Here is a 22,870-nt window from a genome sequence, read left to right on the forward strand (position 1 = left end):
GAGGCGGACGTGGCGATTGCGGACATTCGCTTCTATGCCGCGTCTGACGCCCCAGGCGGCTGAGCGGTCGAGATTTCATCGAAGCTGCGCCCATCCGCGTCGAGGACGGCCTGTTTCCCTGTGAACTTCTGCCAGCGCTGGACAGCCACATCAACATAGGCCGGGTTCAACTCGATGCCGAGGCAGACGCGGCCCGTGGTCTCGGCCGCGATCAGCGTCGTGCCCGATCCCATGAAGGGCTCGTAGATCGCCTGACCCGGGCTTGAATTGTTGAGGATCGGCCGACGCATGCATTCCACGGGCTTCTGCGTCCCGTGGACGGTCTTCTCGTCCTGATCCTTGCCAGAGATGTGCCAGAGCGTTGTCTGCTTCCGGTCGCCTGCCCAATGGCCCTTGCCGGATTTGCGCACGGCGTACCACGCCGGTTCATGCTGCCAGTGATAATCACCCCGGCTCAAAACCAGCCGATCCTTGGCCCAGATGATCTGCGACCGGATCGTGAAACCGGCAACCTCAAGGCTTTCCGCCACCGTCGCTGCGTGCAACGCGCCATGCCAGACATAGGCGACATCGCCGGGGAACAGCGCCCAGGCCTCGCGCCAGTCGGCACGGTCATCGTTCAGCACCTTGCCGATGCGCCTGGTCTTGGCCGCTCCCGCCTGGTTGCGCCAGGAGGGGTCATATTCCACACCGTAGGGTGGATCTGTGCACATCAGGAGCGGCGAAACGCCGTTCAGCACCCGTTCGACATCCGTGGCGACCGTGCTGTCACCGCAAAGAAGCCGATGGTTGCCGAGGACCCAGAGATCCCCGGGCCGGCTGATCGGGTCCTCGGGGGCTTCCGGAATGTCATCTTCACCGTCCTGCGGGCCAGTGCCTTCCTCGAGGCTCGACATCAGGCCATTCAACTCGTCCTCGGTGAAGCCCGTCAGCCCGAGATCAAAGTCGGCCTCCAACAGGTCCGCCAGTTCGAGGTTCAAGAGGTCCTTGTCCCACTCGGCATTCTCGCTCGAGCGGTTGTCCATGATCCGGAACGCCCGGGCCTGGGCCTCGGTCAGACCCTTGGCGACATGCACCGGGGCGGTCTTGAAGCCGAGCTTGCGCGCGGCCTCCAGCCGGGTGTGCCCGGCCAGCACGACCATCGCCTCGTCCACCACGATAGGCTGGCGCCAGCCAAACTCCTGGATCGAGGCCGCGACCGTGGCGATGGCCTGCTCATTGCGCCGCGGGTTGCGCGCATAGGGAATGATCTGCTCGAGCGGCAGGTCGACGACGTCCATGCTGATATCCTTGGAGATGCTTGATGCGCGGAACGGGTCTGGTCCGCGAAACGAAATGGGGTCCACACCCCGTTTCGGTTCAAGCGGGGGTTCTCAGGCCTTCAGGCCCTTGTTTTATTGGCTTTGAGCGCAATGCGAAACGAAACGGGTGTTTTTCAGGGTGTCACTGGGAAAGCCTCGCGCCAAGCCCCCCCGAATACAATTTCCGGCAGGAAGGACCCGTTCATTTTCAATGGCTTAGATGTCTCATCATTTTGAGCGGAGACAGTTTTTTCGGAAAACCGGTCACCGTTTGCACAGCTTCGAACCACCCAAATCCGGAACGAAAACGGGGAGAGACGTCTCCGCGACGCACTCTCCCCATCATATGCCTCGTTTAGCATGATTTTGTTGCAGCTGTCGAAAACAAAAGTGTTGCAACACTTCATGCAGCTGCAGCATTGAGCCGGCTCGCGATCTTGGTGAGCGCGAGCTTGTGCTGTCGCCAGGCGGTGCTGCGATCGACACCCAGTTCGTAGGTGATCTCCTTCCAGGGCCGCCGGGCCGCCCGCCACCAGATCAGGCGGCGTTCGTCTTCGCCGAGCCACAGCACCCAGTCGAAGGTCTGCTCGAGCCGGGTGATCGCGGCGGCCGAGGGCCAGACCCGCATGGGCTCGGGCTCCATCGCGAGGATCTCCTTTTCCGACCGCACGATCTGAGGCCAAGCGTTGAAGTAGCCCTGCACCCTCACGGGCGGCAGCTTGCGCAGGGTGCGGAACGCCTCCTCGAAGTGATCGGCGACATCCTCAGCGGTCCAGATGTGGTCAACCATGACGCACCTCCCCACCTGCAGCGCGTTTGCCGTAAAGCTTCTCGCCAAGCTGTCGAACCAGTTCGCGTTCGGGCCAGGTGAGACGGTCGTCATCCGCCGAGACCGCGAGAACGCCCTGTTCGCGCCACCCATCGCGCTTGACCTGTTCGGGATCGCGGCGCTGGCCGCCATAGCCCTTGGGGTACAGCCTCATGCGGCACCTCCCCGGGTCTCGAGCGCCCAGTGCAGGATAGCAATGGCATCTGCCTCGTTGTCATCGGCCGGGCTGGAGCCGCGCGCGCGGGCAGCCGCGATCATGGCCTCCTTGGACGCATTACCGTGGCCAGTGGCGTGACGTTTGATGGTACCCACCGGCACGCCTTGGTAAGGCACGCCGCGCAATTCACCCCACGATGTCAGCGAGGCCATCAGCCCGCCATAAACGTGGCTCGCATCCACGCCTTTGTGATTTCTGACTTCTTCGAACCAGATCGCCGCGATCGGGCCGGACAACCGGTCCAGTTCTGTCAGCCAGTTGGTGAAGCGCAGATAGCGCATGCCGCCACCGTCATAGCGGCCGGGTTTGAAGCTGGCCGTGCCGGTGGTGATCAGACCGTCATAGCCGCGCAGCGCCCAGCCGGTGGTGGTGCCGAGATCGAGCGCCAGGATACAGCGCAGTTGTTCGTTGGGTTGGGTCATGCAGACCTCCTCTTCGCTTTGGCGAGCGTGGCGAGAGGGCTGGCCGGTGAAGGCTGCGGTCTCGCCAGGCCCCGAAGGGTGGTCTGGTCATGTCAGGCGCGGGGCGAACGGGTCGCCCGGCTGATTTTTCTGGAACTTCAACAAGCTCGCATGAAGCATTCTCCATGCTAACCCATTGGCCTCCCTACATAATATATATAATTCATATTATTATATAGTTATAGAGGGTAGTCATTCTTTAATTATACCGCGCGCGCGTACACGCGTAGGGGAATAGGTGTCCTCTTGAAAGATTGAAGGACGTGATGGATCTTACTTTTTCCATTATTTCCATAATCTTATACATGATCAAGCTTCCTTCTGCGTGATTTTGCGCCCTGAAGCATCCCGCCAGGGACCACCCCAGTGGGCCATTCGATAGACCATCGCCTGCCTGGTCGACGAGCCCCGCATGCCGGTGGTGATATCTCCGCTCTCGATCAGGGTGAGCAGGATCTCGTCCCGGTCACGGGATTTCAGCCATTGGGAAGCGCGCGTTACCTCGGATTTCGTGATCCCCTTGGCCCCGGCTGCTCGGATGATCTCCTTCAGCCGCTTGAGATGAGCCTCGGTTTCGGTGTCTGCCACATGTCGTTCCACCGCTTCCATCGTCCGCTGTGCATAGTGCCGCACGAAGGTAATGGCCCAGTCCGCCGCCGTGATCTCGATCTCGGGACGGGACGGATCACGCCCGACCGCCACGATGAGCGCGAGCTTCAGGGCGTTTTCGCCGATGCGGGCGAGAATGGCAGTGAAGGCCGTACCAGCAGCCGCGCGCAATTCCTCGGTCAGCTCGATGCTGAGCTGGCGGAACCGGGCGCGGGCGTCCTCGGTCATCGGCACGATCATCGGGTTCACGACAGTGTTCTGGTCGGCCGTCTTGCCGGCCAGGTTGCCCTTCTTGCCGCCGCCACCCGCCGCAATCAGCTGCAGCCCCTGGATCAGCGCCGGCGGGGCCTGCCGGATGCCGACAGCGATGTTTTCATCAGGATAGTCCTCGTCGCTGGGCAGGATCAGGAAACGCGCGAGCGAGCCGTCAACGACGTTCGCCCCTTGGAGCGCCCCCCAGAAGTGCAAGGGCGTCGTGGTGCCATAGACGCAAAGGCAGGGCTGGTTGATGTCGCGCCGCTCATTGGTGCCGTCCCGGTTCGCATATTCCGCCCCGAGGAAAATCCCGCCGGCCGAGGTATAGAGCTCGGTCATGTTGTCGAGGATCTCGGTGATGTGGCGCGGGCTGCGCTTGCGGTCTGCGGCGGCCGACAGGAACATGCCGAACTCGTCGATCTGGAACAGGATCGCGGGCTGACGGTGCAACGCAGTCAGCAGCCCCGCGCCGGAGGCGATCTTGTTGCCGCCGAGGTGGTGGGCGAGCCCCGCCTCGAAGAAGGTCTCGTTGATGATTTCCCGGGCGTGGTTCTTGCCCGATCCACTGTCCGCAATGCCCACGACATAGAGGTTCGAGCGCAGGTTGCTCTCGGTCCGGTAATTGCGCCCCATCAGCGCCCCGATGGCGCAGAGGCTCGCCCCCAAGGACAAGAGAGGCTGCGGGCGCCGGGCCGTGGTCAGCATGAAATCTGTCAGGTCGCCCACCAGACCATCGGGGATGGCGAGCGAGAACGGTGGCGCGCCCGGGGGCGAAGATGGCGCGGCTGCTGTGACACCGAGGCGAGACAACAACCCCGCCGCCGGATGGTCTTCGCCCTCGGCCACGCTGCCGTCGAGGCGCAAGGTAGCGTCGGGCTGCCAGCCGCGCTCCATGGCAAGATGATAGATCGTGCCCGCCCCGATCCGGTCCGGCTTGAAGCTGGCCCAGGCTTTCATGGTGGTCGCCGGCACATCCTTTGCCGCCTGCGCGGACCAGTTGGCAAAGAGATCGGCCCCGGCCTCTCCGATTGCACCTTTCAGCGCCATGCCCACGCGCATCCAGCTGTCATAGTCCAGTTCCGCATTGGGCAACCATTCGAGCGCCGCCTCTATTGCCGGCAGGGTCCCGACCTGACTGTGGCTGCGTGAGACTTCCGCCGATGGCGAAAGGGCGGCCAGCCCGCGCTGTCGCAGGGCTTCTGGCAAAAGCGCGTAGGCCTCATCCAGAAACGCCGCAGCCGCTTCGGCCGTGATTTCCGGCAGATCGCCGATGTCGATATCCGCGAGCCCTTCCTCGGGCCAGGCATAGGGTGCGCCCGTGTCCGGGTGGTTGGCATAGGCGACGAACTGCTGCCCGAGGCAGAGCACCTCCAGCGGATGGCGCTTGAGGCCCCGGAACGGCACGGCCGTGCGGTAGACCAGCATACGTTTTGGCGCCCTGCCGATGCGCAGCGCGGGCGTGTCGCCGAGGCGTTCGCGCGCCAGCCGCTCGATCTGCAGCGCCAAGTCCGCATCCTCGGTAATGTCGATATCAACTGCGGCCACGGCGCCGCCCACGATCCCGACGCCGCACTCCGGCCAGCTGGCCCATGTCGCCACCTCGACCTCGGTGGTGCCGCGCTCGGCATGGCGGTTCCATTCCGGGTAGTCCGCCCATGCCCCCCGCTGGAAGCGGCCTGGCTTCTTCGTACCCGGGCCGATCGGCAGGATGGCATAGCCATTGGTGACGAGCCGCGCGCCGAAGCGCGCCATGAAGGATGTGTTGGTCATCAGAAGGGCACCTCGGGGGTCATGGCGACGAGGCGTGTTCGGTCCTGGCCCGCCAGCTCGCGCAAGTGGTCGCAATATCCGGTGATGACCGCGTCGATGAAGCGGTCCCACTCGGTCTCCGTGAGGGTGGCGAGATCGGACTTGCCGATGCTTTCGAGATACTCGCCGCCCGTCTGGCCGCCGACGGTCATCGCCTGCATCTCGTTCGGGGTAGGATCGATCATGCCCTTCCTCCCGTGGCAGATGTCCTGGCAGGCACGGCTGCAGAGGTGCTTGCGGCTGGCATCGCGGCGCGGGTCCGAGACGGAGAAATTCCGGTCGAACCAGCCAAACCCGCGAGGTTGCCGGTGGCAGACGGCGCAGAGGCCGGGGTGGGATTGAGACATGGATCAAACCTGTAGCCGGAAACTTCGACAAAGCGGCCCGCGGGACGGACCGAGATAGCACTGGGGCGCATGAGCTCTTTGGCCTGCAGGATGGCCTCGGCCACGCTCAGCGGCACGGGGCAGCCGGGCGCGCGCTTGCGCCACCACTCGGCGGCCTTCTGGCGCGCATAGCCCGGATGCTCGAGGCAGATCCATTCGCTGTAGGTGGCAAGGCCGCAGCTATAGGTCACCTTCAGCGACGGACGCCCGCCCAGCTTGTCGTGACGACTGTAGGAAACCCCCGTGACCAGAAGCCATTGTTGCTTCGGCGAAAGCACCGGCAGCGTGGCGGCGGTGGGGGCGATCTTCACCTCGCGGGCCGGGAATTCGTAGCCGCAATCCGGGCATTCGATTGACGAGAGCGCAATGATGCTCTCACACATCGGGCAGAGCTTGGTCGGGGCTTCACCACCACCGCCTTCGCCCGGACGCTTCGGGCGCACAAGGTCGATCGGCCCGTGGCGGCGGACATTGCCGGCGAAGTCGAGAACGAGGCAGTTTTCTTTACCCGGCGCGAGGCGTGTGCCGCGCCCGACCATCTGCACATAGAGCCCGGCAGACTTGGTAGGGCGCAAGAGCGCGATCAGGTCGACGCCCGGCGCGTTGAAGCCGGTGGTCAGCACGCCCATCGAGGCGAGCGCGCGAATCTCGCCGCGCTTGAAGGCGGCAAGGATCGCATCGCGCTCGTCCTTCGGCGTGTCGCCGAAGATCGTGCGGCAGCTGATACCCTGGCGGCCGAATTCCTCGGCCACATGGCGCGCATGCTCGACACCCGAGCAAAAGGCCAGCCAGGACTTCCGGTCACGGCCATGTGCGATGATCTCGGTGACGGCCGCGCGGGTGATCGCCTCCTGGTCGACTGCCGCCGCCAGATCGCGCGCAATGAAATCGCCCGCGCGGGTGCCCACCTTCGAGACGTCGAGCCGGGTTACAGGCTGCTTCGAGACCAGAGGGCTCAGGTAGCCTGCGTCGATCAGTTCGCGGACCGGGGCCTCATAGGCGATGTCGGTGAAGAGTGCGTTTTGCCCCTCGTGCAGCATCCCGCTATCGAGTCGGAACGGCGTGGCGGTCAGCCCGATCACCTTGAGCGCCGGGTTGATCCCCTTCAGCGCGTCGAGGAAGCGCCGATACATCGTGCTCGATTTGCCGGGGATCAGATGCGCCTCGTCGATCAGCACCAGATCGGTATGGCCGATCTCACCCGCACGGCGGTGGATCGACTGGATGCCCGCGAAGAGGATCCGCGCCTGCGCCTCGCGCTTGCCGAGGCCCGCCGAATAGATGCCCGAGGGCGCATCGGGCCAGAGGCCGATCATCTCGGCATGGTTCTGCGCGATCAGCTCGCGGACATGGGTCACGATCAGGATCCGCTGATCGGGCCAGGCCTTCAGCACGCCCTCGATGAAGGAGGCCATGACGAGCGACTTGCCGCCCGCAGTCGGAATGACCACCAGCGGATTGCCGGTGTGGGTCTGGAAATAGCCGTAGATCGCGGTGATCGCGGCCTGTTGATAGGGGCGCAGGGTCAGCATGGCGCGGCCTCCGGGGAACGGGCGTCGTTGGTCCAGGTCGAGCCATCGGCCATGCGGTAGGTGACGAGATCGTCGCCCGCATCGATGACCTCGCCCGGGATGAGATCGGGGATGAAGAGATGGCGGCCGCAGGCCGCGCGTTGCTCGGCAGGCGCCAGCATCCGGTCGTGCCGGGCGCAGTGCCAACCGCCCTCAATTGGGGTTGAATGCAAACAGGACCGACAAGTCACCGCAGCGCCACCACCCTCATGACAGGCCCCATGGTGATCGCAGAACCGGCATTCGAACCAGGCCGGGTCCTCGCTGATCCGCGCGGGCGGATGCTGAGCGAAGATGATGCGCCCGGCCTTGTCCAGAAGACGCTCGGCCATGGCGCGATCCACCTCGATACGCTCGACATGCAGCGCGTCGGTATCCTTGCAGACCGCCACGTAAAGCGCGCGCGTGATGCCGGTCAGGTGCATGTAGATCTGCATCTGCGCGGCGTGCTGGGGCTTGGCCAGAACGACGCCCTTGGCGACCAGCTCGTTGAAGCTCTTGAACGAGTGGGTCTTGAATTCCAGCACATGCCAGGTCTTGGGCGCCTCCAAGAGCCCGATGGCCACACCGTCGAGCGAGCCGCCGAAATGGCCGCCATGGGCCTCGACCCGGAACTGGCGGCCGGTCTCGGGATCGACCTCGAGCACGGTCGCCCCGGTGGCACGCAGGTTGCGCACCAGCCGGTCCTCTTCCAGTTGACCCGTCTCGAAGAGGCGCAGAAGGCGGCCGGAATGGCGCGCGGGCGTGATCCAGCGGAAATCATACCAGAGCGCCCGGGCGCAGGATTTGCCGATGATCGAGGCCCCGAGGTGATCGCGGAAACCATCGCCCTGGCGGGCCTCGTAATCGGCATAGATCGCCGACAGCGTCGGCGTGGGGGCTTCGGGAAGCTCGGCCATCACAGGCCCTCCCGTTCGGCTCTCGCCTGGGCCTCGGCCAGGATGCCGGTCCAAGTCTCGGGGTCATGGCGCTCGCGCAGGATGCCGATCAGGGCGTCCTTGAGCTTTTCCCTGCGGCGACGACCGGTGCCTTGGGCGAGCAGTTCCGCGCGTTCACGGCACAGGTGACGGAGCGCCGTGCGCGCCCGGTGGAACCAGTCCGGATCGATCGGCCTCGTCCCCCGCTGGCGGGCCAGATCGGCCGTGGCGATCTGGGTGCGGATCTTGGCAATGGCATCGTCGAGCTCGATCAACCGGCGCTGGTCTTCAGGCAAGCCGGGGCTGGTCGCGGCCACAGGGGCCGCGTTGGTCATGTCAGTCATGGGAGTATCCTCAGATGGGGTTGCGCGCTGCCCCGTCAGTCAGGGCGCAGGACAGCGCGGGGGCTCAGCCCTTCTTGTTCCAAGGCGCGGAGACCATTTTCGGCGGCGCCGAAGAACTGGCCGGATCGGGCGCGGGCCTCAATGGACGGGCGGCCGGGGCTGCGCCCTTCTCGGGCGGCAGATAGGCAATCGCATTGCTCTCGCCGTAGCCATTCTTCGGCGGCTTGATCTTCACCTGGATCGTCATCGGTATGAGGTGCAGCTCCTCGCTGTCGCTGACATGCATCCGGCCCGTGGCGTGGCAGATCGCCGAGAGCGTGCGCTGCGCGATCTCCACTGTCGTCGGGTTCGGGTTCACCAGGTTCAGCTGGTCGAAGATCTTCCGCCCCTTGTGCTCGCCCTCGAGGATGTCGAGCATCAGCCAGAGGAACTGGCCCATGCCGTTCTTGGTGACGCGCATCTCGCTCTCGACGATCTGGGCGCGGTATTTGCCTGCAGGCAGCAGCTCGTAGGCGGTGGTGGGCTCGACGCTGGTGGCGTCGAAGGACGTGTCGAAACGTGCCATGGTCTTGTCCTTGTTCAGTTCATTGGGATTGGGGCATGGCCGCGAGGAACTCCGACCACTCGAGTGGCAGGGTGTCCGGCAGGCCGTAACGGTTCTTGGCGAGGAAGGCCGGGCGCTCTTCGGTGTGCATGACGCGCGCACCGGACCCGAGCGCCCGGGTGACCTTCTTGTTGAAGCCGACATCGGATTTTGCGACCGAGATCTGATAGTTGGCGAAGAGCACCACGTCCGAATGCTCCTGCAGCAGCGCCGAGGCGCGGGTCTGCAGCTTGATCACATAGCGGTCGTAGGGCTCGTGCTCGGGGCTGTCGAAACGCTTGATGTCGGTATGGGCGATCTGGATGACCACCATGCCCTTGCGGTCGCGCAGCGCGTTGAGCCGGTCGAGATATTCGCGCCAGATGGTCAGCGCTTCCGCATAGCCTTTCCCAAACCCCGGCGCCTCGATCGAGGCCCAGCCGTTGCGCTTGCAAGCCTCGGCCCAGATCAGCGGCTCCAGCCAGTCGACGCTGTCAACGACGACCGTGCCGAAATCGTGGTCCTCGTTCAGCAGCGCATCAAGCGCCTCGGCCACCTCCGCATAACTGGTCGCGAGCGGGAAATGCGGGACCTGCAGCTTGCCCAAACCGTCCTCGGTCATGAGGAAGACGGGCCGGTCGGCATCGGCCGCGAAGGTGGATTTGCCCACCCCGGCCACGCCGTGGATCAGGATGCGCGGCGGGGTCAGCACGGAGGTGGTCCGCAGGGAAGCGAGCGAAATGGCCATCAGCGAACCTCCTCGTTCAGCACGAGGCGGAACTTCGGCTTGCCGGTGCGGACCGTGCGCGCGGGCTCGAAGCCCTTGCGCCAGCTTTCCGGCAAAGCGCCGTATTTGCGCTCGGAGACCGAGAGCTTGGTGTCGATGAATTCCGCCGGGTCTTCGCCCGCCGAAGCGATGTTCTCGGCGATCTGCGCGAGCTTGGCCTGGTCCCAGTCGATGCGCTTGGGCAGTTCGGCGATCACGGTGACGCCGTCATCCTCGAACCGGATCGTGCCGGTGTCTTTGCCTGCCTCCTGGCGAGATGTCTGGGCGCGGTCCGCGTATTTGAGGGAGATGGCGCCGTCGAGCCAGTCGGCGACCGACTTCGCCTGCGTCAGCTGCTCGTCCGCCGCGCCTTTCAGCAGCGCAAGCTGATCGGCGGGCAGCGCAGCAATCTCTCCCACCGGCATGCGGTGGATATCGGCCAGGGTGATGTGGTTGGAGATCGTCATGGCCCGCCCCCTCAAGCCAGTTTCACGGCAGGCTTGCTGGCCGTGCTCGAGCAGTGGCGGTTGGTCTCGTAGGCCTCGATATCCTCGAGCCTGTAAACGACCCGCCCACCGATCTTGATGAAGGCAGGGCCCTCACCGCTCCAACGCCAGCGCTCCAGCGTGCGCGGGCTGATCTTCCAGCGAGCCGCCAGCTCGACCTGGTTGAGATGTGTGACTGACATTGTCGTCTCCTTCGCGTTTGACCTTGTGTCTGCGAAGGAATGTGCAAAATGCCGCCGTGGGATGTCGTCGGGATTGGAGTGGGATGTGGCAGTGGATCGGAAGGACCTTCCAATCAAGGTGGAAGTGTAACGGCGTGGGATCATCATCCCCTACACATCCCACAGCGCATCCCCCGATGAGGTCAAAGGGGGTCGAAGCGGGGGAGGTTTCGGAGAATCAGAGCCCCAGCAGGCGATAAGCGCCTTGACGATCCGATTCGATCAAAAGGGACCAGTTCTTCTTCGACTTGAATACGTCATGCATCTTCGTACTGCGCGAGCCTGCAGCGGCGAGCACCGCCTTGCCGCTCTGCCAAGGTTCGCCCTGTTGCGCGGCCGCGTGAAGGGCCCGCACAACATTCGCCTGGATTTGGCCCAACCGAAAGCGATGCCCGTTGCAATGGACGTCCCGATAATCGGCAGAGGCGAAAAACACACCCGGCTGCGGCCCGACAGAAGCGCCGCAAAAATTGGTCTCTGCATCGAAACGGTCGCGTTCCTCGCGCTTTAGCAGAAGGTCACTTTTGCGCACAGAGATGAACTCGTGCCGGCCGCAGAGGCAGGCATAGTCCGCCCGCGCGGTTCGAAATTGCGAGACCCTTACCTCACCGTGACGGAACAACTGGAAGACATCCTGGACATGCAGGTCAAGGAGCCCATTGAAGCAAGTTCTCTCCCAGGGAATTGAGTGACAGTGCCCGTCATCAGTAACTTCCAGGTCCCCGAATTCGATGTCCAGATAGAGGATCCGAACCGAAAGGCGCAGTTGGTCGTTCTCGGCAAGGTAGGCGAGATCCGTCTCGGACATTGACCAGCGCCTGAGGACTTCCGGCAGAGTGAAATACGCCTTCTCGATCTCCATCTGGGGCCCCCGATTCCGATGCAATATGTTTGCCTTTTGTTCTATCTTCTTGACGATCCCAATTCAATCCTGTCATATCCAATCATATCCACAGCCCCATGGGGAAAAGATGACCGAACATCACACCCTGGCTGACCGTCTGCGCGCTCGCTCCGATCAGCTTGGCCTGGCACCGGCCCATGTTGCGGAGATGGCCGGTGTCAATCGCTCCTTCGTCTACGATATTCTGCGTGGACGATCCTCGCGCCCCAGCATTGATCGACTTGCCGATGTCGCGCGAGTGCTGAAGGTCGATCGCGAGTGGCTTATCCATGGCATCGGTGAGGTCGAGGGCCCCTCCCCCTTCGCCGAAAACCCCGAAGACACTTTCATTGCGATCGCTCATGCCACTCCACGCCCGACGATGGGCGGCGGAGCGGTGGTGACCGAGGACGGAGATACGCCTGGTCGCACTTACCATTTCCGGCAGTCGTGGATCCGGCACAAATTGAAGGCCAGGCCCTCGCAGCTCAGGATCATGCATGTGGAAGGCGACAGCATGGTCCCCACCCTTCAGGACGGCGACGCGGTTCTTGTAGACATGGCACGCCAACTGCCAATCCCACCCGGTATCTTTGTCCTGGACGACGGGATGGGACTTGTGGCCAAGCGCCTGGAGCATATCCCCAACAGCGAGCCGCCAACTGTTCGCGTGATTTCGGACAACCCACTCTATCCGAGCTACGACCGTGCTGCTGACGAGATCCGCATCATAGGCCGCATACGGTGGTTTGCTCGCGAAGTGTAGGGTACCTTAGGTCCGCCCTCAAAGTCAGTGTCGCAAGTCATCCTGCCCGTCGGCTCTGTGCTGCGCCGCCGGAATTTCCAAGGTCGCTTCTGTCTAGCTAAAAACCCAGTGCCGTAAGGATCCTACATACCGCTTACGCCACTCGGTCAAGGGCCAAGTTTTGTCAAAAGTCCGGCGCCTATTGAAACCGCCATTGGGGCCAGAAACCGCAGAACGATTGGCACCAATGGCAGCTTAATACCGGCAGGCTTTTCAACCGACCAACTAAGTTAGATCCCCCCCGACATATCCGGCTCGCAACACCGATTGTTCCGATCCTACCTTGGCCCGTCGATGTCATCAGGGGTTACAACATCAAAGCCTGCTGGCCCGCTCGAGCGTTACGACTCGATCTTGGGGCCAGCCGGGTCGAAGCCTTCCATTTCTACACGCGCAAGGTGATCTAGTTCAGCCGGCGTCATACGTACCCAATGGATTGCACTGACTATGCCCCAACCACCTTTCCCGCGTCCGGGCCTACGCCACGACGGGTGGCGCATTTCCTGCAGTTTGCTCAGAGCCTCTTCGAAATTGTCAACCTGCCTTTCATTCCCCTTCTCGCCAACGGTGTAGGCACCGCCACGCTTGAGCCCGGGGTGGAAGACTGACCCATCGCGCGATTGCGGTACGAACACCGGTTGCGCATAATCAAGATCATGCACCTCGCCATCCCATTCTCGCCGTGCGCTTTCCCAGATCGAAGGAAAGAAGGATCGCTTGTCCGCGAGCCAATTCAGCGCTTCATTGGCTGCAATCTTGCCTTCGATCTTGGTAAAAATCTGAGTCTTGCCCGATAGCAGGTTGCGCATTGAACCCATTGTGACACCACCAAAAATTGCCAAGGCCTCAGGCTCGACCGGTAAGCCATGATCCAGCGCCCATCGGTTTTTCGCCAGCAGCAGAGTTTCTTCAAGTTGGCGCGGTCTGTCTTCGCCAAGCCACTGTTCGAGCGGGCATAGGTCGACCAAGACTTCAACAGCTTCGATCACCGCACGCAATCGGTTGGTGATTTCTGCTGCGCTCTCGTGCTCTCGGGCTGTGAGGTCAATTCCATAGCGCGCATAGGCCGAAAGGAAGTGAAGCTGTTCACCAATAGCCCATTCGCTGTAGGCGCTAGTCTCGCCATTCTCCAGGTCGTCACGCCATGCTGAGGGACCGTTGGCCGACAATGAACCGATGATCCGGGCCATGCCTTCATTTGCGGCTTTTGGACCCACAATTTTTTCGAGAAAATCCCCGGCCCGGCGCACAAGGGCAACCAGGGTCACGCTAGGATCGTTTCCGTAGTCAAAAAGCTCGGTGAACTCTCTAACGCGTTCATAGTAGTCCATTTCGGAAGGATGCTTACCGTCCATGTTACGCCTCCATATTGCGGATCTTGCGAGTAATCGATGCGCGGGCTGCATCGATCTTGTCAGGGTTCGTCTTGCTGGACAGCTTCGCGCGCGGCTTGCGTCCCAGAAGATAGGCAATGCGTTCTGCATTGGCGCCGCTGGGATGCGGCAGGCCTGACAGTATGCGTGTACGGTCAATTCCGGCGCGGTCGGCCGCCATTTCAAGAGCGGCGCTGACCTTCGGTCCAAGGGGAACAAAAATGGCCTTGGGCAGAGCGCGGAGTTCATCTGCGAGAAAAGTGTCAAGCTGTTCGCGCATGACCGGAACCCGGGTCATGTCAGGGGCGCCCGAGTAGTTTTTGCCATCGACAAAGACCGGGTATCGAAGGGCCGATGTGAAGTGCGCAAGATCAGACCGATCCGTCCAGAGACTGGCTGTACTTTCGACTCCGATCAGGCGATGCACACCGATTTCATCTAGCATGGCGACCAGATTGGCACGCATCGGCCCAGAGAAGCTGGCGAAAACCTTTGCCGCAGCCAATGCGGTAATACCATCGACGCCAGCACGCAGGTGTTTGTGACATTCCCGCAGAGCGTTACCCATCTGCTGGCGGCCGGGAGTAATTCCGACGATGGCGAGCAGGGCACCCGAATTGACGTGATCGAAAGGCGCGTAGGCAATGTCGATACGCGAACGACCGTGCTGTACCTGCTGCATCTGCAACTTTGAAGGTCGCTCGATCTCATGCTCCAGTTCCGCCGGCGACATAGCGGCGATGAGGGGAAGGAAGTGGTTAGCTGGTTTCTGGTCCATGGAATCCTCAGTGAAAAATAGGTTTGGATGCGAAAGCGGCGGTGATGATCTTTTCGTCGCTGGCGATGACATAGGCGCGACGAAAGTGATCGAGTTTGGAGGGGGACTTAGTTGCTCGATCCTTTCTGACTTCGCGCAGCCCTCGGCGGGATAAAGCATATTTTCGCGCCCCATCGCCTGCATCACGGCTGTCACCGTAGGCTAGGATGAGATCAATCACGTCGATCGGGATGGAGCGCTGCGCTGCACGATTCGCGGCGTGGCGGGTGAGTTTGTAAGATAGCTGAGTCATGATGCGTCCTACATGATTTCACGATATCATGTTATCATGTTTAGCGCTCGATCTCGATCGCGTCAAGCATGATATCATACATTCATTATCATCGAGCGCCCTTAGACACCGTTGATCTATCCCAATGAAGAAATGAGGCGAACTGCCTTCCTGCCCAAACGCAGCTATCCCGAACAGCGACCCGCCGGCTGTTGGAGTGACCTCGGACTACCCACTCTACCCGGCCTAAGACCGTATTACTGGCGAGACCCGTATCATCGGCTGCGTCCGATGGTTGGCTCGAGAAGAGTAGGTTGGCTGCGCCTTCGGCTGCCGTGGGTGACTAAGGCGTCTCTTGCAGACCAAAAATTTTCACTATGCGAATGATCGTCACGATTTAGGAGCGTCCCGGAGTTCGCGAGGGCGTCGGCCACCTTGTCCGGGTCGAATACATTGGACCGTACGCCATCGAATAGCCAACCCACGAGTGCAAAAAGGTAATCCTTCAATATCTTTAGGCCCCCGGAGAATTGGCGCATCAGATTTCCCGAGCTAAGGATTCTTTAATCTAGCTCAGTGCTCTTAAATTACTGCGGAAATATTGAACCGCCGACCTCTTCCTTCATCACGCGAACTGTCAGCTCCTTCTGGCTGAGATTGACTGCGTTTCGGGCCTTCGCAATCGCCTGCGCCGTCGGCGGACGTGGCCGGTTCATCGCTTGCTCTTCCTGTCAATCCGCTTGTTCGCCGATTTACGAACGGTTACCCATTATCCCTAGATAAATTGACGACGAGGCGCGCTGCAGGCCTGAGCGAGCTGCAACATGTTACGAATACAAGGTAATCGTGTGACGGATCAAGTTTCTGCCCTCGAGCTCCTCAGACTCGCAGTTGGCGACGCAACTGCCGAGTTCCGCGATGGGCAATGGGAGGCCATTAATGCGCTCGTAAACCGTCGAGAACGCCTGCTCGTTGTACAGCGGACTGGATGGGGCAAGAGTTCTGTCTACTTTATCTCGACACACATCCTTCGCGAACGCGGACGTGGCCCAACCCTAATTGTGTCGCCGCTTCTCGCATTAATGCGAAACCAGATCGAAGCCGCAGAACGGCTCGGGGTCCGTGCGGTGACGGTCAACTCCACTAACCGAGACGATTGGCCCAACATTGAACGCGCCGTCGGCAGGAACGAAGTGGATGCGCTCCTGGTTTCCCCTGAGCGACTTTCCAACGAAGAGTTCGTCGAGAAGGTCCTGCTACCTATTGCAGGAAGGATCGGCCTGCTTGTGGTGGACGAGGCACATTGCATTTCCGACTGGGGGCACGACTTCCGCCCGGACTATCGGCGCCTGGTAAACATCCTGCAACGCATGCCGGCGAACGTCCCGATCATCGGCACCACAGCAACCGCCAACAATCGCGTGGTCGAGGACGTTCAGAACCAGCTTGGTGACATCGGCATCCAGCGTGGAAGCTTGATGCGCAGCACTCTGGCCCTGCAAACCGTTCAACTACCAACCCAAGCCGCACGTTTGGCGTGGCTTGCAGAGCATATAGGAGCATTGCCTGGAACCGGGATCGTCTACACGCTTACAAAGCGAGACGCGAAGCAGGTAGCCGATTGGCTGCGGTCGCATGGAATCGATGCGCGTGCGTACTTCAGCGGCGTTGTTAGTTGCGGCTTCGAGGACTCGGATGCGTATCGGCAGCATCTCGAACGCAAACTGCTCGACAACGACATAAAGGCTCTGGTTGCAACCACGGCGCTCGGAATGGGCTACGATAAACCTGATCTCGGGTTCGTCCTACACTACCAAGCGCCCGGCTCCATTGTCGCATACTACCAGCAGGTCGGTCGTGCGGGTCGTGCCATAGACCATGCTGTCGGTGTGCTGTTGTCGGGCGAGGAAGACTCGCACATCCATGATTACTTCAGGAAAAGTGCATTCCCCAAGGAGAAGTGGGTCCTCGCAATTCTGGAGGCGCTTGAGGAAAGTGATGGATTGAGCGTTCTGCAACTTGAACGGGCCGTGAACCTTAGGCGCGGCCAAATTGAGCAGGTGCTAAAGTTCCTTTCAGTAGAGAATCCGGCGCCGGTCCTCAAGTCAGGCCCAACATGGCAGCGCACACCTGTCCCCTATCAAATGGATCACGAAAAGATTGCGCGCTTGACAGGACAACGCGAGACCGAATGGGAAGAAGTACAGCGCTACGTTGAAGCAGAGGGCTGCTTGATGGAGTTCCTAGCTGAAGCGCTGGATGACGCAGATCCTCAACCATGCGGAAAATGCGACAGATGCCTGGGGCGACCGATTGTAGACCCCCACTTCACCCGTGAGATGGCGATCTCAGCTGCGCGATACCTACGTCACGCGGAACTAGAACTGGAATGCAATAAGCAGGTAGCCAAGGATGCGCTGCCAGAGTACGGCCTTAGCGGGAACATCCCGGTAAAATTACGCGCCGAAACAGGTCGTATTCTGTCGCGATGGGGCGATGGCGGCTGGGGACAGTTGGTCGCCGACAACAAGCGCGCTGGCCACTTTCGCGACGAGCTAGTGCACGCAGTCGTAGAAATGCTGAACGATCGCTGGCAGCCCAGTCCAAGGCCGGAATGGGTGACCTGCGTGCCCTCGCTGAATAATCCCACTCTCGTTCCCGACTTCGCCCGCCGCCTTGCTGACACACTTGGACTGCCGTTTAAATCGGTGGTAAAGAAGGTGAAGGGAAACGAGCCACAGAAAGTGCAGCAAAACAGATTTCATCAGTGCAGGAACCTGGACGGTGTCTTCGGGATCGATGGGCCGGTGCCTACGGGACCCGTATTGTTGGTGGATGACGTCGTCGACTCTGCGTGGACGCTAACGATTGCCGCCGCCCTTCTTCGAAACGCTGGCAGCGGCCCCGTTTGGCCTTGCGCTCTCACAACCTCAAGCATTGGGGCCTAGAATGAACGTGAGCGCCCAAGCACAGGCGGTGATCCTCCTTACAGTCCCCTTTGGCAAAACAGACGCCAAGCCACTTTCAGTCAAAGAATGGGGACGGTTCGCCCTCTGGCTGAAAGACCATGAGATGGAGCCATCGCGACTTCTCAAGGGAGATCCGAAATCTCTTCTTTCCAGCTGGATGGACCGTACGGTCACTCTGCAACGGATTGAAGGCCTGCTGGATCGTGGCGGAGCACTAGGTCTTGCCTTGGAAAAATGGCAACGGGCTGGGCTATGGATAATTACCCGATCCGAACCCGACTATCCGGAGAGACTGAAGCGCAGGTTGCGCCTGGACTCTCCGCCGGTCCTCTTTGGCTGCGGGAACAAAACGCTTCTCAACAAAGGTGGCATTGCAGTTGTAGGATCCCGTGATGCCGACGAAGACGACCTAAATTTCTCGATCAGCCTCGCCCGATCCGCCGCCCACCAAGGTTTCTCAGTGGTCTCTGGTGGTGCTCGTGGCGTAGACGAAAGTGCGATGCTGGGTGCCCTCGATAGCGAGGGAACAGCAGTCGGCGTATTGGCCGATAGCCTTCTGCGGGCGGCCACATCTGCCAAGTATCGCAAGCACTTGCTCTCTGGTGATTTGGTTTTGGTTTCGCCGTTCAACCCGGAGGCGGGTTTCAACGTCGGCAACGCGATGGCGCGAAACAAGTATATCTACTGTCTTTCTGATGCGGCCGCGGTCGTGAACAGCACGCCCGAAAAGGGAGGCACATGGAACGGAGCTATCGAAGACCTGAAAAGCGATTGGGTGCCACTTTGGGTGAAGCCAAAGGATAGCCCTCGATCGGGCAATGCAGCACTCGTCCAGAAAGGTGCGCGCTGGTTCCCGAAAGAATTACCCGCACTTTCAAGCCTGTGGGAGATGGTTTCAGGCGGCGATGTCGCAACACAAGAGGCCGCGGGATTGCCACTACTTCAATCCGAAGCGCGGATCACGCCTGCTGAAACGGCGGCTACGGCCACTGATGCAGAGAGTGAAGGCGGGGCTGCCGAAGCACCAACCGAAAGCGAGACCATAAAAAACTCTGACCCGGAGATCACGTCTTCGGAAACTGCAATCGACTTCTACGCCCTATTTCTTCGGCGTCTCCTGGATTTGACAGGTGACGACGCGTTGAAAGCCGAGGACATCGCTGTGCGTCTAGAGTTGGAGAAGGTGCAAGTTAACGCATGGCTGAAACGCGGCGCTGCGGATGGTCAGATCAAGAAGCTAAGCAAACCTGTTCGCTATCAGTCCTCATCTGCGGAGCAACGACAAGCATCCTTCTTTGGGAATGAGAGCTGAGCGACCGGGGTCGAGATCGCAAAATCAGGAAAGACGGCAATTGTCTCGATTTAATCCAAATCACTACGTCGCGCCAATCTACGACGCCGCTGCGACATGGAAAGACAGGTGCTTTCTTTTAGACGGATCGGCGTTGTCGGACGGCGCAAACCTTTGGACGAACGAATTGCTCGGCGAGCTCGATCAGCGCTTCGTGAAAAACCTCGACGCCGGTGACGGCGATTTCCGCTCGAAATTGAAGGTGCAGCTCTCTGAAGGCTCTCCTGATTGCCGCCAGCTGATGGCTGAAAGCCTATGGCTTACCCTGCTTTTCCCGTCAAACGTCGGCGCGGCCAAGAAACGTGAGAACGTGTGCGAGATATGGTCTTGGTCGGCGGATGATCTAAGTTCGACCCACCCCCTTCTGGACGATTCCGTCCTGGAAGGCATTGGCTCCGCCGGCACCGCATACAATACGCACCGTTGGCGCGAGCTGGTCTTCTTCATTGGTGCCTTGCGAGATTTCAAGTCACGCGATCCCTCCGAGCGCGAGCAGATCGCTTCGGATCCATGGGCGTTCTCTGGCTGGCTAAGTGGGCTTCCTGAGGCGCGGCACAGACAGCTGATCCATATTCTTCCGCACCTGCTGTTCCCCGATACCTTTGAGCGGATCAGTTCTGAGGGCGATAAGCGCCTGATCCTTGCCGGCTTCGGAGACACGCCGGAGAAGGAGATCAAGAAATGGAGCACTGTCGAGATCGACCGCGCTCTGCTTGAGCTGCGCCGCCGACTTGAAGAAGAACATGGTGCGGACATCGATTTCTACCAGGAGGAGTTCGAGGCCCAGTGGAAGAACCAGACCAAGAACTGGCTCCTCAGCTGGAACCCCTCCAAATGGAACTGGGATACGCTTGCGAGGGACCGCGCCACGACCATCAACGGGGAGAAAGCTGACAACCGTTGGCGCTGCAGCTCGAGCAAGCCGCGCGAAGGCGACCGAGTCTTCCTTGTCCGCACCGGAAATCCTCCGAAAGGCGTCGTGGCAGTCGGAAAGGTCACGCGCTCGCCATACGAAGCGGAGCACTGGGAGCAGTCTCGCGCCGACGCCGACGAGACAACGCGGTTCGTTGACGTCGCATTCGACTCCGTCCGCGATGCAACGACGGACGAAATCGTCCCTCTTGAGGAGCTGCAAAGCCGCGAACCCGGCCAGGAATGGAACCCGCAGTCTTCCGGGATCGAGATTAAGGCAAAGGCGGCGCGGAGCCTGGAGCGCCTATGGAAAGCGCTGCCACCTATCGTATCGGGCGCTACTACGCGGGGGGACGACGCCGGGTCTGGGGATGCATCTCCAAAGAAACTCGCGCCGCCCCTGAACCTAATTCTCTACGGCCCTCCGGGTACCGGCAAAACCTACCGCCTGAAGAACGACTATCTGCCGCGATACCAGAACGAGGCTACAGATCGCTTCGAGTTCGTGACGTTCCATCAGAGCTACGCTTACGAGGACTTCGTTGAAGGAATTCGACCCGTTACGGAGAACGGCGCTGTCACCTACGAGGTGCGGCCGGGGGTGTTGAAGCGGCTTTGCGATCGGGCCCGGCGCTCGCCCGACAAGCGGTTCGCTCTCTTCATCGACGAGATCAATCGCGGGAACGTCGCCAAGGTCTTCGGCGAGCTGATCACCCTAGTCGAAGTGGACAAGCGTATCCGCATCGATGCGTCGGGAAACCGCTCGGCGAGCTGCAAAGGTCTGGAAGTGACGCTACCTTACTCCGGTGAGCGTTTTGGGGTGCCCGCGAACGTCGATGTGATCGGCACCATGAACACCGCGGACCGCTCGATCGCCCTGCTCGACAGCGCATTACGACGCCGGTTCCGGTTCGAGGAACTCACGCCGAAGCCAGAATTGCTTGAATCGATCGACGACGGTGAGGGTAACGTGATCGACTTGCGTCAGCTCCTGCAGGCCATGAATGCCCGCCTGTCCCGCCTGCTGCATCGCGACCAGACCCTTGGCCACAGCTACTTCTACCACGTGAAGTCCTTCGACGAGCTGCGCCGTGTATTTGCGCGGGAGATACTGCCGTTCCTGCAAGAGGCGTTCTACGACGACTGGCGTCAGATCCGTTACGTCCTCGCCGACCAGGCCGTGGAGGAAGAGCTGCAATTGGTCCGGGCGCGCACGCAGAGTGCTGCCGTGCTCTTTCCTAAGGCGGACCCGAGCGAAATTGGGGACGGTGAGGCGTTCGAGATCATTCGGGAAGACGACATCACCCCGGACGCAATCCGGAAGATCTACGAGCCACCGGAATGAGGTGCCTGACCTTCCGAGAGAGGGAGGGCGTCAGCATCGGCCCGGCCAGCGAGATCAGCGAGCTCGAGGCAGAAGGGATCGCGAAACTCGCCGGACGTCTGCCACCCGGGGCCCTCACGTGGGGCCATCGGTCATTGAAGTTCGGGCCGTTCTGCGGAGTCCTGCAAACCGAGCAGCTGGCGATCGAGATACTTCCAAAGATCGACCATGGCAGCGATAGCAGCGAAGAAATGCGGGGCCTTCTAGTTGCCATGCTTGCTCGTGCTGGAGAGCTCGGATCGAAGCGCGTAGGCGAGGCGGGCCTCGGGCAACAGCACAGCCACCTCCTGGACGTCTTCATCGAGGATTTCTGCAGCCAGGTGAAATCCGCGCTCCGAGGCGGGGCCATTGCCCGGTACTCGGAGAGGACGGAGAATCTCAATGCCATCCGCGGACGGCTCGAGCTGACCGAGCACCTGCGCGCGAACGCCTTCGACCGTTCTCATCTGCTCTGCCGCTTCGACGAGCGAAGCATCGACAACCCATACAATCAATCGCTGAAGGGCGTCCTGCGAATCCTCCTCGGGTTCGCGCTAAGCCCAAGGACCCGGGCGATGGTCGCGGCGTTTCTCCATCGCTTCGACGAGGTGAGCGATCGTCGGGTTACGGTTCGCGGCGTCGGCGCACTGCGGTTTGATCGGACCATCCGGAACTGGGAGCCGGTGTTTGCGCGGGCCCACTGGCTGTTGTCAGGCATGTACCCGGATGTTCGCATCGGCGACGCAGTTGGTTCAGCGCTGCTGTTCAACATGGAGAAGCTCTTCGAGACGGTACTCGGACTGCGTATCCGGCACGCCTGTCAGGCGCACCATGGTGGTCGCCTTTCCGTCGGGCTCCAGAGCCCTGTGAAGAACCTCGCGACGGCGGGCTTCCAGCTGCGCCCCGACATCGCCATTCAGAGCGGAGATGAGACGGTCGCCATCCTCGATGCAAAGTGGAAACGCCTAGATCTCGGCGAAGCGAACTCCGGCGTCTCGAGCGGCGATGCGTATCAGATGAACGCCTACGCCAGTCGCTACCGCTGCAAGCGACTCGCGCTCGTTTACCCTGCCTCCAGGGACTGCCCGCCAGGAAGGATCACCGAGTTCGTGCTCATGACCGAAGAGCGGCCGGTACTGGATGTCGTCGCGGTCGATGTTCGAGAGCTCGCCTTTGGCAGCGGGATCCCGGCCGGAATCGATGCGATGATCCCTATCGAGCGCAACTGGAAGCAAAGGACATCGACGACACTGATTTACGAAGCGATATGAAGGACTTCGGCCCTTTTTGCTTCCACAGTGCTTCCACGGGGGTTGCAAACGCAAACGCCGCCCCGGAAGGCGGCGTGTAAGCGTTTGGAAACGTGCATGTATTTGGTTGCGGGAGTAGG

22 protein-coding genes are annotated in these 22,870 nt (G+C 61.1%); 5 read left to right on the forward strand and 17 right to left on the reverse strand.

The window, feature by feature from the left end; all coding sequences use genetic code 11:
* Positions 1-32: 32 nt before the first annotated feature.
* The 14 genes from MB818_RS05630 to MB818_RS05695 all read right to left on the reverse strand — a co-directional run bounded on the left by MB818_RS05630 (position 33) and on the right by MB818_RS05695 (position 11,637).
* Positions 33-1,280: a DNA modification methylase gene (locus MB818_RS05630; protein WP_238904328.1), complete on the reverse strand. Its 1,248-nt coding sequence runs from the start codon at positions 1,278-1,280 to the stop codon at positions 33-35.
* A gap of 424 nt (positions 1,281-1,704) precedes the next feature.
* The gene (locus MB818_RS05635; protein WP_238904330.1) at positions 1,705-2,091 is read right to left on the reverse strand and encodes a DUF6362 family protein; all 387 of its coding nucleotides are present in this window, start codon (positions 2,089-2,091) and stop codon (positions 1,705-1,707) included.
* Positions 2,084-2,284: a hypothetical protein gene (locus MB818_RS05640; RefSeq protein ID WP_238904332.1), complete on the reverse strand. Its 201-nt coding sequence runs from the start codon at positions 2,282-2,284 to the stop codon at positions 2,084-2,086. The genes MB818_RS05635 and MB818_RS05640 overlap by 8 nt, the downstream gene beginning before the upstream one ends.
* The gene (locus MB818_RS05645) at positions 2,281-2,769 is read right to left on the reverse strand and encodes a crossover junction endodeoxyribonuclease RuvC (protein ID WP_238904334.1); all 489 of its coding nucleotides are present in this window, start codon (positions 2,767-2,769) and stop codon (positions 2,281-2,283) included. Before MB818_RS05645 ends, MB818_RS05640 begins: the two co-directional genes overlap by 4 nt.
* Positions 2,770-3,117: 348 nt before the next feature.
* Positions 3,118-5,442, reverse strand: coding sequence for a PriCT-2 domain-containing protein (locus tag MB818_RS05650; RefSeq protein WP_238904336.1), 2,325 nt, complete (start codon positions 5,440-5,442; stop codon positions 3,118-3,120).
* Positions 5,442-5,666: a DUF6511 domain-containing protein gene (locus tag MB818_RS05655; RefSeq protein WP_234222180.1), complete on the reverse strand. Its 225-nt coding sequence runs from the start codon at positions 5,664-5,666 to the stop codon at positions 5,442-5,444. Before MB818_RS05655 ends, MB818_RS05650 begins: the two co-directional genes overlap by 1 nt.
* Entirely contained in the window at positions 5,663-7,399 is a 1,737-nt protein-coding gene (locus MB818_RS05660; RefSeq protein WP_238904338.1) for a DEAD/DEAH box helicase, read from the reverse strand. The genes MB818_RS05655 and MB818_RS05660 overlap by 4 nt, the downstream gene beginning before the upstream one ends.
* A complete protein-coding gene (locus MB818_RS05665; RefSeq protein ID WP_238904340.1) occupies positions 7,393-8,337 on the reverse strand; it encodes a PDDEXK family nuclease in 945 nt (314 codons plus the stop codon). Before MB818_RS05665 ends, MB818_RS05660 begins: the two co-directional genes overlap by 7 nt.
* A complete protein-coding gene (locus tag MB818_RS05670) occupies positions 8,337-8,699 on the reverse strand; it encodes a hypothetical protein (protein WP_238904342.1) in 363 nt (120 codons plus the stop codon). Before MB818_RS05670 ends, MB818_RS05665 begins: the two co-directional genes overlap by 1 nt.
* 64 nt (positions 8,700-8,763) lie before the next feature.
* On the reverse strand, positions 8,764-9,264 hold the full coding sequence (locus MB818_RS05675; RefSeq protein ID WP_238904344.1) for a DUF669 domain-containing protein: 501 nt from the start codon (positions 9,262-9,264) through the stop codon (positions 8,764-8,766).
* Between the two features lie 19 nt (positions 9,265-9,283).
* The gene (locus MB818_RS05680) at positions 9,284-10,030 is read right to left on the reverse strand and encodes an ATP-binding protein (RefSeq protein ID WP_238904346.1); all 747 of its coding nucleotides are present in this window, start codon (positions 10,028-10,030) and stop codon (positions 9,284-9,286) included.
* A complete protein-coding gene (locus tag MB818_RS05685) occupies positions 10,030-10,515 on the reverse strand; it encodes a hypothetical protein (protein ID WP_238904348.1) in 486 nt (161 codons plus the stop codon). Before MB818_RS05685 ends, MB818_RS05680 begins: the two co-directional genes overlap by 1 nt.
* Before the next feature lie 11 nt (positions 10,516-10,526).
* Positions 10,527-10,736, reverse strand: a complete 210-nt coding sequence (locus tag MB818_RS05690; protein WP_238904350.1) for a helix-turn-helix transcriptional regulator — start codon at positions 10,734-10,736, stop codon at positions 10,527-10,529.
* 217 nt (positions 10,737-10,953) lie between these two features.
* The gene (locus MB818_RS05695; protein ID WP_238904352.1) at positions 10,954-11,637 is read right to left on the reverse strand and encodes a hypothetical protein; all 684 of its coding nucleotides are present in this window, start codon (positions 11,635-11,637) and stop codon (positions 10,954-10,956) included.
* 109 nt (positions 11,638-11,746) lie between these two features.
* Here MB818_RS05695 and MB818_RS05700 point away from each other — a divergent pair, with 109 nt between their 5' ends.
* Entirely contained in the window at positions 11,747-12,424 is a 678-nt protein-coding gene (locus MB818_RS05700) for a LexA family transcriptional regulator (protein ID WP_238904354.1), read from the forward strand.
* Between the two features lie 380 nt (positions 12,425-12,804).
* Here MB818_RS05700 and MB818_RS05705 read toward each other — a convergent pair whose 3' ends face one another.
* From MB818_RS05705 to MB818_RS05715, 3 genes are read right to left on the reverse strand one after another with little or no spacing between them, the layout of a single operon-like run.
* Positions 12,805-13,818 (reverse strand): hypothetical protein, encoded by a 1,014-nt coding sequence (locus MB818_RS05705; RefSeq protein ID WP_238904356.1) that lies wholly within the window; start codon positions 13,816-13,818, stop codon positions 12,805-12,807.
* A gap of 1 nt (position 13,819) precedes the next feature.
* Positions 13,820-14,614: a hypothetical protein gene (locus MB818_RS05710; protein WP_238904358.1), complete on the reverse strand. Its 795-nt coding sequence runs from the start codon at positions 14,612-14,614 to the stop codon at positions 13,820-13,822.
* 7 nt (positions 14,615-14,621) lie between these two features.
* Positions 14,622-14,906: a hypothetical protein gene (locus MB818_RS05715; protein ID WP_238904360.1), complete on the reverse strand. Its 285-nt coding sequence runs from the start codon at positions 14,904-14,906 to the stop codon at positions 14,622-14,624.
* Positions 14,907-15,709: 803 nt separating this feature from the next.
* Here MB818_RS05715 and MB818_RS05720 point away from each other — a divergent pair.
* Genes MB818_RS05720 through MB818_RS05735 form a run of 4 tightly spaced genes read left to right on the forward strand, consistent with a single transcriptional unit; the run spans position 15,710 to position 22,751 of the window.
* Positions 15,710-17,833, forward strand: a complete 2,124-nt coding sequence (locus tag MB818_RS05720) for a RecQ family ATP-dependent DNA helicase (protein WP_238904362.1) — start codon at positions 15,710-15,712, stop codon at positions 17,831-17,833.
* Between the two features lies 1 nt (position 17,834).
* A complete protein-coding gene (locus MB818_RS05725) occupies positions 17,835-19,166 on the forward strand; it encodes a DNA-processing protein DprA (RefSeq protein ID WP_238904363.1) in 1,332 nt (443 codons plus the stop codon).
* A 40-nt stretch (positions 19,167-19,206) separates the two neighbouring features.
* Positions 19,207-21,462 carry an McrB family protein gene (locus MB818_RS05730; protein ID WP_238904365.1) on the forward strand — a complete coding sequence of 752 codons (2,256 nt, stop codon included), beginning with the start codon at positions 19,207-19,209 and terminating at the stop codon, positions 21,460-21,462.
* Entirely contained in the window at positions 21,459-22,751 is a 1,293-nt protein-coding gene (locus MB818_RS05735; RefSeq protein WP_238904367.1) for an McrC family protein, read from the forward strand. The genes MB818_RS05730 and MB818_RS05735 overlap by 4 nt, the downstream gene beginning before the upstream one ends.
* The last annotated feature ends 119 nt before the right edge of the window (positions 22,752-22,870 follow it).

Source organism: Ruegeria alba (assembly GCF_022321465.1).
GTDB lineage: Bacteria > Pseudomonadota > Alphaproteobacteria > Rhodobacterales > Rhodobacteraceae > Ruegeria_B > Ruegeria_B alba.

Bases quoted from the DNA above. Each gene is read 5' to 3' on its own strand.
- MB818_RS05630 (WP_238904328.1), bottom strand. From the start codon at position 1,280: ATGGACGTCGTCGACCTGCCGCTCGAGCAGATCATTCCCTATGCGCGC.
- MB818_RS05635 (WP_238904330.1), bottom strand. From the start codon at position 2,091: ATGGTTGACCACATCTGGACCGCTGAGGATGTCGCCGATCACTTCGAG.
- MB818_RS05640 (WP_238904332.1), bottom strand. From the start codon at position 2,284: ATGAGGCTGTACCCCAAGGGCTATGGCGGCCAGCGCCGCGATCCCGAA.
- MB818_RS05645 (WP_238904334.1), bottom strand. From the start codon at position 2,769: ATGACCCAACCCAACGAACAACTGCGCTGTATCCTGGCGCTCGATCTC.
- MB818_RS05650 (WP_238904336.1), bottom strand. From the start codon at position 5,442: ATGACCAACACATCCTTCATGGCGCGCTTCGGCGCGCGGCTCGTCACC.
- MB818_RS05655 (WP_234222180.1), bottom strand. From the start codon at position 5,666: ATGATCGATCCTACCCCGAACGAGATGCAGGCGATGACCGTCGGCGGC.
- MB818_RS05660 (WP_238904338.1), bottom strand. From the start codon at position 7,399: ATGCTGACCCTGCGCCCCTATCAACAGGCCGCGATCACCGCGATCTAC.
- MB818_RS05665 (WP_238904340.1), bottom strand. From the start codon at position 8,337: ATGGCCGAGCTTCCCGAAGCCCCCACGCCGACGCTGTCGGCGATCTAT.
- MB818_RS05670 (WP_238904342.1), bottom strand. From the start codon at position 8,699: ATGACTGACATGACCAACGCGGCCCCTGTGGCCGCGACCAGCCCCGGC.
- MB818_RS05675 (WP_238904344.1), bottom strand. From the start codon at position 9,264: ATGGCACGTTTCGACACGTCCTTCGACGCCACCAGCGTCGAGCCCACC.
- MB818_RS05680 (WP_238904346.1), bottom strand. From the start codon at position 10,030: ATGGCCATTTCGCTCGCTTCCCTGCGGACCACCTCCGTGCTGACCCCG.
- MB818_RS05685 (WP_238904348.1), bottom strand. From the start codon at position 10,515: ATGACGATCTCCAACCACATCACCCTGGCCGATATCCACCGCATGCCG.
- MB818_RS05690 (WP_238904350.1), bottom strand. From the start codon at position 10,736: ATGTCAGTCACACATCTCAACCAGGTCGAGCTGGCGGCTCGCTGGAAG.
- MB818_RS05695 (WP_238904352.1), bottom strand. From the start codon at position 11,637: ATGGAGATCGAGAAGGCGTATTTCACTCTGCCGGAAGTCCTCAGGCGC.
- MB818_RS05700 (WP_238904354.1), top strand. From the start codon at position 11,747: ATGACCGAACATCACACCCTGGCTGACCGTCTGCGCGCTCGCTCCGAT.
- MB818_RS05705 (WP_238904356.1), bottom strand. From the start codon at position 13,818: ATGGACGGTAAGCATCCTTCCGAAATGGACTACTATGAACGCGTTAGA.
- MB818_RS05710 (WP_238904358.1), bottom strand. From the start codon at position 14,614: ATGGACCAGAAACCAGCTAACCACTTCCTTCCCCTCATCGCCGCTATG.
- MB818_RS05715 (WP_238904360.1), bottom strand. From the start codon at position 14,906: ATGACTCAGCTATCTTACAAACTCACCCGCCACGCCGCGAATCGTGCA.
- MB818_RS05720 (WP_238904362.1), top strand. From the start codon at position 15,710: ATGTTACGAATACAAGGTAATCGTGTGACGGATCAAGTTTCTGCCCTC.
- MB818_RS05725 (WP_238904363.1), top strand. From the start codon at position 17,835: ATGAACGTGAGCGCCCAAGCACAGGCGGTGATCCTCCTTACAGTCCCC.
- MB818_RS05735 (WP_238904367.1), top strand. From the start codon at position 21,459: ATGAGGTGCCTGACCTTCCGAGAGAGGGAGGGCGTCAGCATCGGCCCG.